Origin of the sequence: Leptothermofonsia sp. ETS-13 (assembly GCF_049200465.1) — a bacterium.
GTDB lineage: Bacteria > Cyanobacteriota > Cyanobacteriia > Leptolyngbyales > Leptolyngbyaceae > Leptothermofonsia.
This window is the reverse complement of the sequence record NZ_CP120836.1, coordinates 1,340,965-1,359,427: the sequence shown is the minus strand read 5'-3', so window position 1 is coordinate 1,359,427 and position 18,463 is coordinate 1,340,965. Positions and strand designations below refer to the sequence as shown.

The 18,463-nt window shown below is 48.7% G+C and carries 14 protein-coding genes and 1 pseudogene; 6 read left to right on the top strand and 9 right to left on the bottom strand.

Annotation, left to right across the window (positions count from 1 at the left end; translation table 11 throughout):
- Positions 1-102 precede the first annotated feature (102 nt).
- Positions 103-270: pseudogene (locus P4D80_RS06155) on the bottom strand (IS701 family transposase); the annotation flags it as partial.
- 24 nt (positions 271-294) lie between these two features.
- On the opposite strand from P4D80_RS06155, the gene P4D80_RS06150 reads away from it, so the two are divergent.
- From P4D80_RS06150 to P4D80_RS06135, 4 genes are read left to right on the top strand one after another with little or no spacing between them, the layout of a single operon-like run.
- The gene (locus P4D80_RS06150) at positions 295-939 is read left to right on the top strand and encodes a helix-turn-helix domain-containing protein (RefSeq protein WP_421658072.1); all 645 of its coding nucleotides are present in this window, start codon (positions 295-297) and stop codon (positions 937-939) included.
- The gene (locus P4D80_RS06145) at positions 936-1,562 is read left to right on the top strand and encodes a transposase (protein WP_421658071.1); all 627 of its coding nucleotides are present in this window, start codon (positions 936-938) and stop codon (positions 1,560-1,562) included. Before P4D80_RS06150 ends, P4D80_RS06145 begins: the two co-directional genes overlap by 4 nt.
- A gap of 15 nt (positions 1,563-1,577) precedes the next feature.
- Positions 1,578-1,781, top strand: coding sequence for a DUF433 domain-containing protein (locus P4D80_RS06140; RefSeq protein WP_421658070.1), 204 nt, complete (start codon positions 1,578-1,580; stop codon positions 1,779-1,781).
- 35 nt (positions 1,782-1,816) lie between these two features.
- Positions 1,817-2,074 carry a DUF5615 family PIN-like protein gene (locus P4D80_RS06135; RefSeq protein ID WP_421658069.1) on the top strand — a complete coding sequence of 86 codons (258 nt, stop codon included), beginning with the start codon at positions 1,817-1,819 and terminating at the stop codon, positions 2,072-2,074.
- Positions 2,075-2,721: 647 nt separating this feature from the next.
- Here P4D80_RS06135 and P4D80_RS06130 read toward each other — a convergent pair.
- The 7 genes from P4D80_RS06130 to P4D80_RS06100 all read right to left on the bottom strand — a co-directional run bounded on the left by P4D80_RS06130 (position 2,722) and on the right by P4D80_RS06100 (position 12,135).
- The gene (locus P4D80_RS06130; RefSeq protein ID WP_421658068.1) at positions 2,722-4,056 is read right to left on the bottom strand and encodes an HlyD family type I secretion periplasmic adaptor subunit; all 1,335 of its coding nucleotides are present in this window, start codon (positions 4,054-4,056) and stop codon (positions 2,722-2,724) included.
- Between the two features lie 94 nt (positions 4,057-4,150).
- Entirely contained in the window at positions 4,151-6,322 is a 2,172-nt protein-coding gene (locus tag P4D80_RS06125; protein ID WP_421658067.1) for a hypothetical protein, read from the bottom strand.
- A 103-nt stretch (positions 6,323-6,425) separates the two neighbouring features.
- Positions 6,426-6,995: a hypothetical protein gene (locus P4D80_RS06120; protein WP_421658066.1), complete on the bottom strand. Its 570-nt coding sequence runs from the start codon at positions 6,993-6,995 to the stop codon at positions 6,426-6,428.
- A gap of 96 nt (positions 6,996-7,091) precedes the next feature.
- Positions 7,092-8,021 (bottom strand): hypothetical protein, encoded by a 930-nt coding sequence (locus P4D80_RS06115; protein ID WP_421658065.1) that lies wholly within the window; start codon positions 8,019-8,021, stop codon positions 7,092-7,094.
- Between the two features lie 43 nt (positions 8,022-8,064).
- Positions 8,065-10,626, bottom strand: a complete 2,562-nt coding sequence (locus P4D80_RS06110; RefSeq protein ID WP_421658063.1) for a peptidase domain-containing ABC transporter — start codon at positions 10,624-10,626, stop codon at positions 8,065-8,067.
- Positions 10,627-10,721: 95 nt separating this feature from the next.
- A complete protein-coding gene (locus tag P4D80_RS06105; protein ID WP_421658062.1) occupies positions 10,722-11,513 on the bottom strand; it encodes a peptidylprolyl isomerase in 792 nt (263 codons plus the stop codon).
- Between the two features lie 154 nt (positions 11,514-11,667).
- Positions 11,668-12,135: a tetratricopeptide repeat protein gene (locus P4D80_RS06100; protein ID WP_421658061.1), complete on the bottom strand. Its 468-nt coding sequence runs from the start codon at positions 12,133-12,135 to the stop codon at positions 11,668-11,670.
- A 599-nt stretch (positions 12,136-12,734) separates the two neighbouring features.
- On the opposite strand from P4D80_RS06100, the gene P4D80_RS06095 reads away from it, so the two are divergent.
- Positions 12,735-14,045, top strand: coding sequence for an AAA-like domain-containing protein (locus tag P4D80_RS06095; protein WP_421658060.1), 1,311 nt, complete (start codon positions 12,735-12,737; stop codon positions 14,043-14,045).
- Between the two features lie 46 nt (positions 14,046-14,091).
- Entirely contained in the window at positions 14,092-17,826 is a 3,735-nt protein-coding gene (locus tag P4D80_RS06090; protein WP_421658059.1) for an AAA-like domain-containing protein, read from the top strand.
- A 14-nt stretch (positions 17,827-17,840) separates the two neighbouring features.
- On the opposite strand, the gene P4D80_RS06085 is transcribed toward P4D80_RS06090, so the two are convergent.
- Positions 17,841-18,155, bottom strand: a complete 315-nt coding sequence (locus tag P4D80_RS06085; protein ID WP_421658057.1) for a hypothetical protein — start codon at positions 18,153-18,155, stop codon at positions 17,841-17,843.
- Between the last annotated feature and the right edge of the window lie 308 nt (positions 18,156-18,463).

Below are 18,463 nucleotides of genomic sequence, written 5' to 3'. Positions count from 1 at the left end.
TCAAGAACAAGGATACTACTCTTAGCCTCCTGTCCGAAAATTGGGGGCATTTCACAGGTTATTCAGGACTAGCTACTAATGACCCAAGACAACCTGCTTATAGTTGAAACGAATCCACGGTTGAGTGGTCAATCGCAGGTTATTCAGTAAGTGCTTCCAACCGCTTTGATTGTTCCACCAAGGATGTTGTGCAAACTACTGATAAGCAAAAGGACAAGCATCATTGAAATCATCGGCAAACAGACTGACCATGAGGAAAGTACTCATCATTTAAAAGTACTCATCAATTTAATTGTGCCTAGTACCGCGCGGCGGAAATGGGCATATCCTGAAGGAGTCGGTGTTGGAGAATTGAGTCTGATGCCTGGTCCTGCCCTTCCCGCCCTGATTGTGAGTGAATCCGAGCGTCGCGAACTAGAGCAGTTGGTGAAGCGACCGAGTACACCCCAACAACTGGCATTGCGAGCGCAGATCATTCTGCGTGCCAGCCAGGGAGACAGCCAAGGTCAGATTGCTCGAGAGCTCGGCATCGGGGAGCAGATGAATCGCTGTTGGCGGCGGCGCTGGCAAGCGCTACAGACCTGTGAGTTGCCAGTGTCGGAGCGCTTAGCCGATGCCCCCCGTCCCGGTGCCCCCGCCACGTTTACCTTGGAGCAAATCACTCAACTCTATGCCCTCGCTTGTACCCCGCCCGAGCACTCTGGACGCCCCATCAGTCACTGGACCCCTCCAGAGTTAGCCGATGAACTGGTCAAACAAGGCCTTGTGGCGCGGATCAGTGGTCGCCCTGTCGGGCGTTTGTTAGCCGAAGCCGAACTGAAACCGTACCAGAGTCCCTACTGGCTTCATCCCCCCCCGACCCGGACTTTGCCACCAAAGTCCAAGACATCTGCCAGGTCTACGAACAAGTGGCTGCGCGGGCCGAACGTGGGGAGATGACCTACAGTCTTGATGAAATGACGGGCATCCAAGCCTTGGAGCGCGTGATGCCGGATATTGAGATGAAACCCGGACGCTGTGTGCGGGTGGAATTTGAGTACCAGCGTCATGGCCCCCAAAGCCTGATTGCCACCTTGAATGTCGCCACTGGACGCATTGACCAGGCGACTGTGGGCGACACCCGAACCGAGCAAGATTTAGCGGCTCATCTCGACGCCCTACTCGCCCAAGTCACCGATGCCCCTAAAATTCATCTGGTCATGGACTGTCTCAACACCCACCAATCGGTAGCTCTGGTGCCACTGGCGGTCGCCCTGGAACCCGAACCACCGCCGTTAGGGCGCAAAGGCAAATCCGGCATCCTGAAATCGATGGCCACCCGGGCTGCTTTCTTGAGCAATCCACAGCACCGCCTGGTCATACATTTCACCCCAAAGCATTGCTCCTGGCTCAACCCAATCCAAATCTGGTTCTCCATTCTCAGGCGCAAGTTGCTGCGACGGACCAGTTTCACTAGTCAAGCTCAGCTCAGCGCCAAGATTCTTGACTTCATCGACTACTTCAATCGCACCATGGCCAAACCTTTCGAGTGGAACTATACGGGCAAGCCTCTGACCTCATGACAGCTATGTGTTGTTATGCCGCTGGGTAATAGCAACCTAGATCGTATTACTGTTAATCCACAAGTGTGTCTTGGGCAGCCAACTATTCGGGGAATGCGTATCACTGTGGGATTTGTCCTGAAACTGCTGGCTAGTCAGTTATCTGTTCAGGAAGTTCTAGAGGCTTACCCGGAATTAGAGGAAGAGGATCTTCGTCAGGCTCTTAATTATGCAGCTTAGGCTGTATCCGATCGCATTGTTAGCTTTACTTCAGCATGAGTAGTCTGAGTTTTCTCGCTGACGTTCATATTTCTCCTTTGACCGTTGCAGCTTTAAGGTCACAGGGCTACGACATAGTACGCACTACAGACTTGTTACCCGCGACCGCTACCGATACAGATATTTTGGAGTTTGCCAGAGTAGAAGGCAAAGTTGTTTTAACACAATACTTAGATTTCTCCGTGTTGGTGGCTCTCAGTAATTTATGGACCGTCCAGTTTGATTACATTACGATTGTCTTCTGCCAAACCTGATGTAGTTGCTCAAAGGCTTCTAGATGTTTTACCTACTGTGGAAATGGAACTGACAGAAGGTGCGGCAATTACTATTAGCGATGATTCTGTGCATGTTCGTAAACTTCCAATTCGACGAAGCGATATCTAACACTGCGTTGGTGCGGACGGAACAGAGATTATCGGAGGGTGTTTGAGGTGCCGCCGCACAACTTCACCGTTATCAGCCAGCTTAGGAAAACAACGGTTTCATTCATGAATCCAATGTGCAAATTGTGTAACTGTTCCAGCGAGGTAATTCACAAGATATACGGAGTACAAAGTTTCCATGTGAATTTTAGGATGTGACTATGAATATTTTATGAAGTGATCACGCTCACTTCTCTAGCTGCTCAGATGAGGTGACTATGGTCTGGCAAATCTGCATTCGGTATCCAAACGGACAAGAGCGGGTGCTTCGCTCCTGCAAAAACCAGGAAATCGCGCTTAAATGCATTGATGCTATTTACGCTCAAGGATATCCAATGCATGTTGCTTATATCGTGCGCCCGGTTGAAACCCATAGTCCTCTTCTGTCAAATTCTGGGTTCGAACCCTCCAACTGGCCTAACTGCCCAGTTTCGGGTGAATGGGTGGTGGAGTGATGGGGTAATGATCTGCTGTTTGCATTAGCGTACCGAGAACGCTTTATCCAAACCCGTAGTGATGGGTTCAAGAATGAAGGAGAGAACGGTTCTTTGCTGGGTGACAATTTCGGCAGTGACTGCCATACCAGGAGTCAATGGTACCTCGCCGCCCCGTACCCGAACTGAATGCTGTTTTAACCGAATTCGGGCGGGGAAGACCAATCCCTCTTGCTGATGATTGACTGAATTGGCGCTGACTCGTTCTATGGTTCCACTCAAAATGCCAAATTCCTGATAGGGAAAAGATTCGATCTTGACTTTGACCGGCATGCCAGGCTTGACAAAGCCAATATCCCGATTCAAGACCTTGGCTTCTACTATCAGTTCTTCTCCCCCTGGAGCAATGGATAACAGTTCTTCTCCGGGTTGTAAGGTGGCACCTGTTTTGGCAATTTTAACGTTGTAGACTGTTCCGCTGACGGGGGCTGTGATGGTGTCGCGATCGCGCTGCTCCTTTGCCTGGGCAAGCTGCCCTTCCAGGTTAGCTAGATCCTGTTGCTCCTGAGTTAATTGGGTCAAAATTTCGCTGCGCTGCGTAGCTTCCAGTTGTTTGAGTTCCTCTTTTGCTTGAGCGATCTCCTGTTCTTTGGCAACGTACTCTTCTTGAAGGGAGGCAAATTCAGTTTGGGCTTCCAGATAATCGATCCGGGGAATGGCACCATTGTGAAACAGCATGCCCAGACTTTGCCGCTTTGTATCTGCCAGGGAAAGGTGAATTTGCACCCGTCTCAGTGCTGCCTGAGCTACTTTGACAACACTCGATTGGCGATTAACTCTGGCACGGGCTTCTTTGGCTCGCGCCGAAAGCAGTTCATTCTGTAATGGACTATTGGTTTGAGATTGACCGCTTCGTTCGGCTTCTAAGCGGGTCAATTGTTCTCGCTTCAACTGAACCAAGGCTCGTAACCGCTGAAATTCTGCCTCAGAAAGGGTCGGGTTCAGCTTCACCAGGGGGTCGCCTTTTCGAACATAATCTCCCTCTTTAACTTTGATTTCCTGCAACAATCCCCCTCCCAATGCCTGAACAGGTGTGACCCGACTGAAAGGAAGAAGTTCTCCAGAAGCCGTAGCCACAACATCTACCTTGCTTACCGCCGACCAGGTAATCGTGCCAAACACCAGCAAACTCAGAGCACCGACCAGGGCACGAGCAACCCAGGGCGGCGGAGCTTCGATCGCAATTCCCAATTCATAAGCCAGATACTCTTTGAAGCTATTGATGCCAAATTGATGCTTTGTTTGCTGAAGTTGAACAGAAGTGATAATTGCTTCATCTTCATCGGGTAAATTGGCGTTGGTGATTTCGTTGCTGATCATTGCCATTTCTCCTTGAAATTAAGGGATTCTTGTGCAAGCCTGTTCGATGATTCAATCAGGTGAGCATTGTCTACCCTACACCTACGTTTTGGCATTACCTGAAGAGCCTTCTCCCTAACGCGTCTCCTAATCTAGAACCGCCAATGCTGCCAACTGTACCCAGGGCAAAACCGATCGCCGCTCCTGGGACAGCTCCAACTCCCCCAAATGCGGCTCCGATCGCGGCCCCCGCTGCGGCTCCGGCTGCACCACCAGCTAACCCTCCCGCTACTCTGGTGGTTGTTCGTTTCGCATTGGTTCCAAACCTTCCACCATCTCTGTCTACCGCACGCTTAATGTCTACAGCATCCATACCCAATCCAACAACCTGACCCGCAATCCCTAAACGTCTTACTCCCCGCATAGCAGCACTAGCTCCACCTGAGCTGGCTCTTGGCGAATTGCCTCTTCCGCCTGGCGTTTGCCCAGAAGCTCTGGCTGTGGTTCTCGGTTGCTCTTGTGCAGGAGGGCGGCGATGTGGAGCATTACCTCCACTGCCAGGTGGGCGAGGATTACCACTTCCGCTCGTTCGTCGTTGACCACTTCCTGTTCGCAGTGCTTGCGGTGGTTGTGTTCTAGCGGTGCCTCCAGGGGGACGGGATGGGCGGGTGCCACCCGTTCGTGCCTGAGTCCCCCCTGAGCGAGGTGCCTGTCCTCCAGATTGACTTCGAGGGGGGCGGGATTGGCGGGTGCCACCCGTTCGTGCCTGAGTCGCACTGGTTCGTGGGGTCTGCGGTGGTTGCGCTCTGGAGTTATTTCTGAAGGGGCTTGTTCCTTGACTTCGCGTGTCCCTTAATCGTTCTGAAATTTGTCGTGACCAGGACTCTGCTCTACGATTTCTCACGCTCTCCTGTGCAGAGGTTCTTGCGTATGCGCTTCGCTGCTGTGGGGTCATGCTGAGCAATGAGGAGAGTGGTATAGTCCGCATCCGCCCATCCGCGCGGTAGTGTTCTAGTCTGGCTGGTACATACTGGCTCAGCCTGTTGCGACCCTCTGGAGCGACGATAAAGCGATCGCTTCGAGTAAGAGTTGCTCTACCTCGAGTATTTTGCCCACATCCTCCAGAGAAAGGAGAAGGACGGCATACTGCCTGACTTACAGCAACTAGCCTGGGAGAGCGAAATAGACGAGATGCGAATGTCTTTGGTTCTGCATGGGTGTCTTGTTCACCTGCTCCAAGTACTCTAAACAAGAATCCTCTATTCCTGATATTGGTATCTTGACCACCCATTGCCCTGGGATTGAATCCAGTTAATCGACTAATTACCAGGGCTCGCCTTACCAATCTGGGATCAGTCACTATTCCACTGCGGAATGGTCTTGTGCTGCCCTCAGCCAGAGCAATTGCCCCTCCTCGAAATGTTTCGGTAGAAGCTGGTCGGGTACCACGTACCAGTTCGCTGAATAATCTTCTAGTTCTTGAGCCTCGCAGTGGTGAACCTTCCCTTATAGCCTTTCTGAGCTCCTGCAAAGCTTTTATACGTCTGATACGTTCTCGTTCAGGGAATTGGCTGAGGACTTCTCGAACCTGAGGATCGGTCTGCCTGCTAACAAATTCCCGCCAACCTTGTTGTCCGGTGCCTGGATACTGTTGCCTGGCTGCATCAACTCTCCTGATTAGATCTAGTTGATCCGGAGCCGCTTCCAGCCTGTGAACAATACCGTTGGCGATCGCACTGACTCTATTTTCCAACCGGGCTGTTCTGAATTGATCAATTCGGGTGGCTGCCCTCTCTGCCAACCACCTTCCTGGTTCGATGAAGCCTAATCCTGCGGCGACTGCACGACCTCCTTCCCAGGCAATGTCATTAGTTTGATCCGTCGAGTTACTGGCTTGAAAGGAAGAGTCATTGTTCGTGACTTGTGCCAGTTGTCCCGATTCGTTCAGCAGGGGTGATGCTAGATCAGTGTTAAACGACTGCCCTGAAGATCTACTGGAAAATGGGCTATTTCCTTGCACTTCTGCAATGTCATTTCCAACAAAACTCCATTGCGGTGGCGTTGGCTGTGCTGTTTCGGTTTCGTGCTCCAATTCTGAGCTAAAGAAACTGTGATTGGGGTTTGCTGGATTTAACCAATTAGAATCGGAAAAAGCCACATGAGGAGTGGAGGTGCTATGGGAAGTCGGTTGGTTCCAACCATTTGGGTTAAACGGTTGACGCAGTGGCGATCGCGGTTGAAAGCTGGCTGTATTTTGTTGATGGGTGTATGGATGTTCACGGGTCATGAGCAATCTCCTGAATACTCAGTGAAACAGGTTTAGCAAACAGGCTAGAGAAGCGTTAGCCAGTGAGAAGTGCGATCGCCCACTGGCTAACCACTGGTTGAGACTAAAAATCACGTTCGCTGATGGGGACTGTTCGGGCTGTGCCACCTTTCACGGGATGCAATGTAGCTGTGTAGTTCATCCACCTCACGCCAGCAGGCGTTCTGATTTCCCCGAAATTTAGCGACTCTCGAAATTGGGAATACAGGCGGCTCTGGGAGAATCGCTGTGTATTTGGATTCCAATTGGTGCCAATGCTGAACTTTAATGTGCAATCACAGAAACCAATTTGTTTGAGGGTTACTTCCTGATTGGCCTGTACATAGACGAATCGTTGTACTCTTCCAGATGCTTTATCGATCAGTTTGATGATTGCATCGTAGCCAGTTCCATTGATTACTTTTAATGTGCCACGACCCTGAAAATTCTGGGGTGGAATGATGTTTGTACCGTTTGGCAAAGAGCCCGAATAACGTTGGGCAATCGGTATGCCTGTCAGTTTTGATGAATTGGATGAGGTGAGCGATCGCGGTAACGAGCTGGCATGAACTTCAGAGTTCAAAACTGCCATATTGATTGGCGTTAAAGCCATGACAGTGACCAGGGCGAGCTGGCGAAATGAGTTCTTGAGCATGATGAATTTCCTGATTTTGTAAGGTGATGTGGTTGGATTCAGCCTGCTTTGCGGACGATTAGCTGGAGGGGAGGCTGGATGCACTCATGGCGGATGCTAATCGGGTAAACCGGGGGTTGGACGCAAGTTCAAAGGACGTTGGGAGGACTGTTGTTGTCTGCCAGAGCGGGGTCTGGGTGGTTTTCCAGCAGGATTTGTAAAGCGAGTTGAAAACCGCCTCGGGCGAGAGGAAGAGATTCCTGATGCAGAGGGCTTTTGGGGTCTGGATGATTGATTAACGGATACATCCAGATCGACTTTGAGTGGATTTTGGCTGTTTTGTTGCAACAAGCCAGATACCAAATCGTTGATGCCACTGATTGCTCCCGTTAGTCTGGACAGGTTACGGGTACCCACTCCTTGCAAATCCACATCGACATCGAGCAGTTGCTGCCCTGTCTGTGCCTTTGGCGTTTCCAGATCGAAATGTACCGAATTGGGTTTTACATCCAGCTCAATCGTGGCTCCATCGAGTCGATTGTTGATTCCCTGAGCCGTTTGGAGGCGTGCTGGCTGAGAGGATGGCTGATTGGGTTTACTGGATACATTCGTTTGTCCCACGGCATTGGATACCAGTCCATTGACACCCTCTAATGCTCCGGTTAATTGGGACAGGTTATTGGTGCCAATGCCCTCAACGTTGAGATCGATATCGAGCGATCGCTTTCCACCCTTTTGCTTGGGTGTTTCAATATCCAGTTCAATTGAATTCGGTTTAGCCGTGAATTCGACATTGGCGTTTTGCAAATTGATTCCATTTCGCTGTCCAGATTGGGAGCCCTGACCGGTCCGACCGCTGATCCAGTTGCCAATTCGATTGAGTACACCAGAAAGGTGATTTGAACTGCCCGAATTGAGATTTGTTGTGGAACTGCTGTGGGCGATCGGTTGTCCCAAATGTTGCTGGACAAATGGCATTTGACGAAATGCCGATGGTGGTTGAAAGCTAGCAGATTGCTGATGAGCGGAAGAATGATTAGTTCTCATGATGATTTCCCTTGAAAATCAGTAAAGTGTTTATTTACGAGACCTAAATGGCTGCCTGTTGCTGCTGATACAACACCCAGTACGCGCCTTTTCGTTGCAACAGTTCTTCGTGGGTGCCCTGTTCTACCAGCACTCCTTTTTCCAACACGAGAATGAGATCGGCATGCTTGAGGGGGCTGAAGCGATGCGTAATCATCAAACAGGTGCGATCGCCCCTCACTTTTTGCAAATTTTGCATCACCTTCCGTTCGGTTTCGCTGTCAAGGGCACTGGTGGCTTCATCCAGAATCAGAATCGGCGCATTGGAAAGAAACAGACGAGAGAGTGCCAGCCGTTGCCGTTGTCCACCGGATAACCCGGTGCCCCGCTCACCGATGTAGGTTTCATAGCCGTGGGAAAGTTCGGAAATGAAGTCGTGAGCCGCCGCCATTTGAGCTGCTTCGACCACCTGTTCCGGGCAAATATCGGCATCACCCAGCGTGATGTTATCCATCACCGAACCACTGAAGAGGTAATCATCCTGCAAGACAATGCTCGTTTGTTTGCGGAGGGACACCAGATTTGCACCTTTAATGTCGAATCCGTCAATCAACACGCGACCTGCCTCTGGTTGATACATGCGCTGAATCAGTTTTGACAATGTGCTTTTACCAGAGCCACTGCGCCCCACAATGCCCACAAACATGCCAGGCTCCACCGCAAAGGAAATGCCTTTTAAGACCGCCTCATCCTTGGCCTGGTAGCGGAAAATAACCTGTTCAAATGTGATGCTTCCCTGCACAGGAGGCAGCACCAATCCAGTTTCTGCGGCTGCTTCGGGAGCTTCGTTCAAAATGTCACCAATCCGATCTACCGAGAGCAACACCTGCTGAAAGTTCTGCCAGAGTTGTGCCAGATGAAGTAGCGGCGAAATGCAACGTTCGCTCAACATTTGGAATGCAACCAACTGCCCGACCGTCAACTTTCCTTCAATCACCAGGGTTGCACCGACCCACAAAATCAACAGCTCCGAAAGATGGGTCAATAATTCGCCCAGGTGACCATCCACATTCGACAGGGTGGATGCCCGAAAGTTTGAACGGACGTAGCGGGCAAATAGCCCTTCCCACCGCTCACGGACTGGCAACTGGGCCGCATGGGCTTTCACCGCATGAATACCGGACACCGTTTCAACTAAAAAGGATTGACTATCAGCATGGCGATTGAAGGATTCGTTGAGCCAGTTCCGCAGGATGGGAGTGCAGATCCACATCAGTGCCACAAAACCGGGTACGACGACCAGACTCACCCCGGTCAGTTTGGGACTGTAAAAGAACATAAGTGCCAGATAGACGATTGTGAACACTGCATCGATGACAACGGTGAGAGCAGTTCCCGTCAAAAACTGGCGAATATTTTCCAACTCCTGCACCCGCGCCACGGTGTCACCGACCCGTCGCGCCTCAAAATAGGCCAGGGGTAACTCCAACAAATGCCGGAACAATTGGGATGACAACCCCAGATCCAGACGGCGGGCGGTATGAGTAAACAGAAAAAGCCGTAGGATGCCGAGAACGGCTTCAAAAATACCCACCAGCAGGAGGGCGATCGCCATTACGTGCAAGGTCGAGAGGCTATGGTGAACCACCACTTTGTCAATCACAACCTGGGTCAGCATTGGAGTTGCCAGTCCCAGTAACTGCAACACCAGCGATGCCAGCAATACTTCACCCAGCAATCTGCGGTACTGCCACACAGCAGGTAAAAACCAGCGCAGGTTAAAGGATTCTGCTTTACGAGAGGGTTGCACCAGCCAGAGTTGACCATCCCAGGCGGTTTCTACCAGAGCGCGGGGCAGGCTTTCACAGCGTTTGGGGGGATTCAGGGGGTCGGCGATTATCATGCGATCTCCCTGCACGTCATACACCACCACCCAATGGTCTTGTTCCCAATGCAGTAACGCCGGAAACGATAATTGTTCCAGACCTGCCCAGCAGAGGCGTTGAGTATGGTGCAGTTGCAAACCAATCGTCTCTGCAGCTTCCACCAGACTGGTCGGCGTTTGCCCTCGCACCTGACGCTGCACCTGTGGCAAGGGAACTGGTGTTTTCAACTGTTGAGTCACCATTGCCAGACAAGCAGCAACCGTATTCAGGTTGAAGATATAGGGGTAGCCCTGAACCGGATGGGCCTGGTTGAGATCAAAGGGTTGATATTTCCAGCGCAGGGATTCCCAAAATTCCTGCAATTCAGGAGTTTCTGCGGCTTTCCACAGTTCTGAATGCCACAGCACAACAACCACTTCTTTGCTGGCAGCTCTAGCTTTCCAACGACCGGACAGGTTGAGACAGTCACCGAGCCAATCTCCCGATTTCAGCAGTTCTTTTTTTCCGGGCTCCAGTGTCGATTTTCCAGGTTCCTGCACCAATCTCACTCGTCCGGCGAGGATCAGGAATTGACAGCTGGGGTTCTGGCTAGACCAGAGAATTTCTCCGGTTGTGAAAGTCTTGACTTCAGCCAGTTGTCTAAGTTGAAGCTGCTGCTGACCGTTCAGGAGGCTCAGTGGGGGAGTATGCCAGGGCAGGTTCAGGGCATTAATTTTCCATTGTTCAGGTTGAGCAACCATCGTTCACCTACCTGGTTATTAATTAGGAGTGGCCAATAGTGAACAAATTTGAATGAGTGGATGGGTGGATGGGTGGATGAGAAAAGGGATGTTCACTATAAAGTGCTCTGGTTAGTAAGCTGTAATGTCACATCCATTTGCTGTACTTTCTCGATAAGCCATTGCTCGAAGAGTTCATCTTTGAGTTGGGCTTCCAGTGCTTCATCCAGTTCGGCAGGTTGCAAGGCTTCTACCCGAAAGACATACCAGCGATCGCCAATCAACAACGGTCCAATCACCTCTCCAGGTTGGGTTGCCTCAATTGCATCTCGCAACTCATCCGGCAGTTCTCCCTGGCTAAGCGGAATTGCCAACCCATTGTCATCGTTATTATTGGAATTCATCTGAGTTGCAATCAGGTGGTCAAATTTAGTTCCCCAATTCAATTTCCGACGTAAGTTTTTGGCCCGGTTTTCGGTTTCGACGCCGATCCAGGAGAGAACTACCTGATCCAGAAAGGGTTTGCGCTTCTGAAAGTATTCAGTTAATTGAGGTTGGCTGATCTGATTCTTCAGATGGTTCAGTGTCAGATTCCAAACAAACTGCTGGCGGAAGGTTTCGTAGGTCACTCCATTGCTTGCCAGCCAGTCCTGAAAGTCATCAGCATCAGCCAACTCATTCTCAGTGCGAAAGTCGATCAGGGATTGCTCAATCGTTTCTGCTGGGAGATTGAAGCTTTGTGACGCCTCAGAAGAGTCGCTTTGCGATCGCACTGCCTCTGTCAGAGCATGCTGGCACAAAATATCCAGTAAAAACTCCTGAAATGTACCAGCCATTTGTAAGTAATCAATGGCCTGATTCAAATCAATTGGCTTTTCATTAACCAGTAATAGCGTTGGGGATGACATCGGATAGCTCCTTTTAGAAAACGATGAATTTTGAAAGTTGACAGGTTGAATTTGCTGCAACCAGGGTTGGAAGCAGTTTGTGTCACATGATTACGAATGTTTTCGTTTGCAGGGATATTCCATAGAACATCCCTACAAAATTCCATTCATGGCTCTAAAACATCGCCTGGTTTTTAGGAAATAATTGAAAAATTGGAGATAGCGCCTTCGGATAGTACTGGTCGGCCTGGGAGGTCTGCCCCAGGTGGTCGTACATTTTTCCTAATGCCAGCAGTGCCCTGGTTTGCCAGTAACTATCTGCAATTTCCTGGTAGAGAGCCAACGCCATCTGATAGCAGCCGATCGCCTCTTTGTATTGCTGAAGCGCTTCATGGCACATTCCCAGGTTGTAGGAAGCATCCGCCTGTGAACGGGGTTCTTTGAGTTGCTGGTAGGTACTCTGGCACTGCTGGAAGAGTGCGATCGCTGCTGGCAATTGCTTTTGATCGTACCGCTGCATTGCCAACAAATATCTCAGATCAGCCGTGAGCAACGCTTGAGTATTTTGGTTTGAATGCCCGTATTGGAATTGTTGATCGACCAGTTCTTGAAAGTCGCTGGGTTCATTCATCTGGTTTTCCATTGTTCTGTGCTCCTGATCATTGCTTTGTTTCCATCCTTCGTAACCTCATCATGGTTGATGGAAGCAGGAGATACCAGACTCAAATAGGCTCAGATTGATCGAGAAAACTGCTCAGATTGACAGGGCGCGAATGAGCAATTTATCAGGAGTTCAGATTATTAAGCAGCTAGGCGCAATTAAATTAAGGATAATTTCGGGGGTGGAGGGGGTGAAACCCCCTGCCTGGGGGCGCAGCCCCCACTCCCCCCTTTACAAATTAATGATGACTACCTACTTACAGGAAAGTGCAGAAAAGTTCGGGAATTGCCGTGTTTGCTATTGAAAACTATTTATGTAGTGACTACAGTGTGGTTTGACTGACAAAACTTCTATAGCGATCCTATTTGGATTGGGAGAAAGGATTTCGCAGGAATCCTTTCCCACAAAGCCTCTCAATCTCACGACTGATTCAGGACTGCTATAGTAGACCACAGCGTAAGTTCAGCAGCATGAGGTTGGGGGAGTGGAAAGCTGAACTGCATAAGCCGCTCAAGCCTGGATGTAATTAGATCCGTTAGCCATTCACTCTAGGGACAGCAGCAACCAAATATGGGGTGCTTATGAGTTATTGGAGTATTTCAGCTACGCCTGAGGGGCTTGGACGAGCTAAGGCTAGAAAGAAAGAAAAAGATATGACTCATGATGAGCTTGCGGATGCTGCTCATGTAGCACCGATTACGATCAGGCGTCTCTTTGGTGGCGAAAAAGTCAGTGAAGTGACAATTGAGGCGATCGCAAAAGCCCTGGAAATGGAACCGGAAGAAATCGTCGATCCATTCGAGTGGGGAAATCGCAAAGTAGCAAAGGCAACTGGAGCATCCCTGGAACTGAGTGCGGAACCCGAACTTTCACCCATTGAAGCCTTTTACGTCAATCGTTCAGATGCTGAGGAGCAATGTTACAACGCCCTTTTGCAACCAGGCGGGATGGTTCGGATTAAAGCACCTCAACTGATGGGTAAAACCTGGTTTATTGAAAAGGTGTTGTCTCAATTCAGCAAAGACGAAAGTTACCGTCGATTAGATCTGGAAATCGACCGTCATGTGCTGACCAGTGTAAAAGATTTTTACCAGTGGTTCTGTGCGGCTGCGAGTGAAGGATTAGACTTCCCTGTGCAATTAGATACTTACTGGAAAGGATTAACTCCCAATGGGGATATTACGAATTACTTTCAAAAATATTTATTGAAGCAGATAGCCGATGCTCAGCAATCTCTGATTCTGGTACTTGATAAAGTCGATCGCGTCTTTGAATGCACAAACATTGCAAATGCTTTTTGTGAGTTGCTGCGCGGCTGGTATGAGCAACCGATTAAAGGGAGTGCCCACAACAGACAAATCTGGCGTAAACTTCGTCTGGTAATCATTCATTCCACTGAAGTTTACGGTTCTTTAGATATCAACTACTCTCCCCTGGGCTCGGTTGGTATTGATTTTAAGCTATCAGAGTTTGATGAAAAACAGGTCCAGGAATTAGCCCAGCGCTACCAACTGTCCTGGACTGAGACGGAAATTCATCAACTGATGAACCTGGTTGGAGGACATCCCTACCTGGTGCATCTAGCGATCGCCAAAGCTGGGTGCCAGAATATCTTATTAGACCAAATTCTGAAGACAGCCCATACTGAAGTTGGAATTTACGCCGATCATCTACGTCAACTCGCAATTGGCTTAGAGCGAACGCCAGAATTAGAAGATTTGTACAGGGAGATTGTCATGGCAGCTAAACCTGTCCCCCTCAAATCAGTGCAGGCATTCAAACTGGACAGCATGGGGTTGATTCGGATTGAACCATCTGCTGCGGGTGAAAACCTGGCAAAACCTCGTTGCCGCCTTTATGGTGAGTTCTTTTGCAATCACCTCAGCCACTGAATTGTCTGCAAACAAATCATCCGAGTTCTACAGGGAGGTAACACCCATGACGGATCGCACACAGCAGTACAGCTACCAGGTGGGAGGTCCCCTCAGCGAAGATAACCTCACCTATGTAGAACGCCAAGCCGATAAAGACCTGTATAACGCATTGGAGGCGGGAGAATATTGCTACGTCTTAAACTCTCGCCAGATGGGTAAATCGAGTCTGGTCGTTCGAACCCGCAAGAAACTGGAAGCCGAGGGATTTACCTTTGCCTACATCGACCTAACCCTGGTGGGAACCGAAGATGTTTCTCTTGACCAGTGGTGTACCACCCTGCTCAGTAATTTAGCCGATAGTTTCCAACTCGATGTGGATGCCGCATCCTGGTGGAAAACCCATGAGGGAGTGACTCCCTTAAATCGAATGACCAAGTTCATTGAAACTTTTTTGCTGGTCAGGGAAACACCCAAACGTTACATTGTTGTGATTGATGAAATTGATACCGTCTTAAGTCTGAAAAAGTTTCGAGCAGATGACTTTTTTGCATTTATTCGGGGTTGTTGTATTCAGCGCACCCACAAACCGGAATACCAGCGCCTGACCTTTGTTCTGATTGGAACCGCCACTCCCTCTGACTTAATTGCAGACCGCGATCGCACTCCCTTTAACCTGGGGCGGGCAATCTCCCTGTATGGTTTTCGTCTGTCAGAAGTCCATCCCCTGACAAAAGGACTTGAAAACTGTCCAGTTGAAAATCCACAAGCGGTTCTGGAAGCCATTTTGGACTGGACGGGAGGACAACCCTTTCTCACCCAAAAATTGTGTCAACTCATTCTGGACAATCAAGTATCCATTCCCACAGGTCAAGAATCTTCAGTGATTGAACAACTAGTAAAATTCAATATTATTCACAATTGGGAAGAAAATGATGAACCCCAGCACTTGCGGACGATTCGCGATCGCATCATTCGTAATGTGAAGCAAGACAACATCATGAATGTCAAGGATGAGCAGCACGCCAGCCATCTATTAAGCGCCTATCAAAAGATTTTGCAGCACGGAAAAATATCCACTGATAACAGTCCTGAACAAGAAGACCTGAGACTATCGGGCTTAGTCGTAAAGCAAGACGGAGTGTTAAAAGTCTATAACCGAATCTATCAAGAAGTATTTAACGAACGCTGGGTTCAGAAAGAACTGGCCAATCTCCGCCCCTATCGAGAACAAATTAAGGCATGGTCCAGCTCAAATCGGAGTGATGAATCCCGTCTACTGCATGGTAGAGCACTTCAAGATGCCCTGGAGTGGGCAAAAGGGAAACAACTGAGTGAGGAAGACAACCAGTTTTTAGAAGCCAGCCAGACGTTTGAACAACTATCCAAAGCAAAGCCTGAAGTGGCAGCTATTCTCAAACAGTACCTGCCTGAGCTACAGAAGATTACTAACCACCTCTCCCTGGTCATCCAGGCAGTGATTCGCTGGGCCGGTCCTGAACCATCGCTCACAGAACAGATTTGTCAACTATTGATTGAGGAAAGAACAGATGCCCCCATTCCTGAAGGCCAGGAGGCTGAAGAAATCGAGCATCTCATCCAAACTCACCTGATCCAGGACTGGGAAAACCAACCTGCCGCAGAACTTTTAAGGCACATTCGCAATTCAATTCGAGGAGAGGATGAGAAAAGCAGTGAACTGCTCACACTCTATCAGAGGATTTGGAATCAAGAAGAAATCAACGATGTCAACCGCTTACACCTCGAATTCCTGGAAAGCCTGGGTTTGGTTGCAGGAGGTAAAATTACTAATCAATTTTACAGATGCGTTTTTGACGAGGCATGGGTTGAACAGGAGATCAAACTGGCGAGCGAACGACGGAATATTTGTGGACGATACCGGGAAATTGAGAAGCTCAGTGAGAAAGGAGATGTCCAAACCTATCTGGTCATTGATACCCATCTCCCCAACAAAGATCAGTGTATTTTGAAAGAGTTCACACCTGTATCCGATGATGCGGATACTGTCAGGAAAACACGTAATTCTCTAGATGAGACATTCAGAAATCTGGAAAAATTGAGAGGGCATAAGCAAATTCCAGCACTTCTAAACTTCCTTAAAGAGAATGAAAAATTTTACATCACCCAGGAATTCATTGAAGGGGAAAACCTGGATAAGGCGATTAAAGCTTTAGATCCAGAGCTCAAACCAAATAATTTAGCGGATGAGCTAAAGGCCATTCGTTGGAATGAATCAAAAGTCATTCAATTGTTGATTGAAATTCTTGAAATCTTAGAGTTCGTTCATCGCCAAAACCTATCTCATCTGAATATTAAGCCCTCCAATTTAAGACGGAGAAAACAGGACGGAAAAATTGTCCTGATTGATTTTGCCTGTCTGAAGGGAGTGAATTATTCCGCCGCATCTGATCAGTCTTCTTCACCACAGTCTATTACTCTGTCCAACTCTCCTGACGAACCAGAAGAATTGGATGGTTTCAGCCAGGACATTTATGATGTGGGCATGATTGGCATTCAGGCACTCACTGGCATTCAACCCCACGATCTCAGGATTGATAGAACAACGAATGAAACCATCTGGCTTTACAAAATTATTCCAGATATTCCTATGCCACAGATCAGCGATCGCCTGGCAGAAATCCTCTCTAAAATGATCCGGCATCGCCCTGATCAGCGATATGCCGGAGTCTCTAAAGTTCTCGCCGATCTGCGTGCCTTAGGAGAGAACTCTCCTGTTGCTAGCCCTACTACCTCCCCTTTCTGGCAGGCGAACAGGCGCCTCATTGCCTGGGGTGGAACAGGGCTAGTTTTAACTGGCGCATTGGTTGGCGTTTTGAGTGCCTGGAACTTACAGAAATTCCTGAACAATCGGCAGATCATTGCACAACAGATTGATCAATGTGATGAGAAAATTACCTTGAAGCTAGGTCCCAATAACACCGGCAACAGTAATCTAGTAAATAGTCTGACAAGTCAGCAACTGATCATTGATTCTAATCAGGTGATAGAAGCCTGCACAAGCATGCTCAATAGACAGCCTGATCGGTATGAATCTCTCAAAAACCGAGGGAAAGCATCCCTGTTACTTTGGAATCATGCGTCCCGGTTAAATAACCAAAATGATGCAGAAAGTAATTTAAAGTCAGCGCTGAGTGATTTTACAGCTGCAACTAAAATCAAAGAAAATGATGCAGAAGCTTTATTCTACAGGGGACTTGCGCAAGATCTGTTAGAAGACTCTGATAATGCTGAAGCATCTTACAAGGCTGCGATTGATCACTATCTAAAGAAAAGAGAAGAGATTAGGGAAGCGGATATTCCTATCCTAGTGAAGCTGGCTTATTTCTCACAAGAAGAGGATTTTTCCAAAGCAAAGGCTATTTTTGATGTGATCACAGATATAAAACCAGATTCAGCTAACCTTATCTACAACCAAGGTTCATCGAGTGCTATAGGAGGAAACTACCAGGATGCCATTGGACATTTTGAAAAAGTTGTCAAAGTGAATAAGAGTAATTTTGATGCCTTGAGAAGTTTAGGCTTCGTCTATCTTCTTTGGGGTAAGCCGAATGAAGCTAAACAATATTTTGCTCAAGCGAATCAAATCAAACCGGGTGATTCACTTATTGCAAAATATTCGACTGAAAGGAATTTGACTTACAGCAATCTCAAACCAAGCTTTGAAGCGATCTTTCCTTATCTGCCGGTTTATAAATGCCAGGAATATCCGGCTTTAGCGATCGCTGAAAAAGATGCCCGCAACCCACTCTGCCATTTCTAGGAAACATGGAACTTTTAGTCTCCTGGCTGAAAGGGTTTGCGAATTTCAAACGAAACAGAGCGTTCCCATCGTTTCGGGGAACTCACAGGTTGACTAGCAGGTTGACTAGACTGTGTTAGCTGAGCTGGAGGGTAGGGGTTTTGCAAAACCTCAGGTTCGTCGTCATCTGAATGAAAGGGGAAATTGGGGAGTTTGTCATAGTTGGACGCGATCGCCAGAAACACCCCACCGACAACAAATACAGGCAGGGGTAGGGAAAACTGTTGGAACCATTGCAGCAACTCCGCTGCGCCAAACAGTGCAACAAAACACGTAATCCAGACTTTCATTACAGACTCGACATTCAAGAGGGTAGTTCACTACATGGCAGGATACCCGATCTTTTGAGTTTTGGGGCAAAGGGAAGGGCGGCGGCGGCAGGAGGCAGAGACTGGGGACTGGGGGACTGGGGCTAGGGAACTGGTATTGGGATAACTCAGAACTAAGTAACTGGACAAAATTAAATTGAAGATAGATTCGGGGGTGGAGGGGGTGAAAACCCCTGCCTTGAGGTGCAGCCCCAACCCCCCCCCTTACAAATTAAGGATGACTACCTGCTTACTAGAATTGAAAACCTCTTCACTCCCTATTGGTCTTC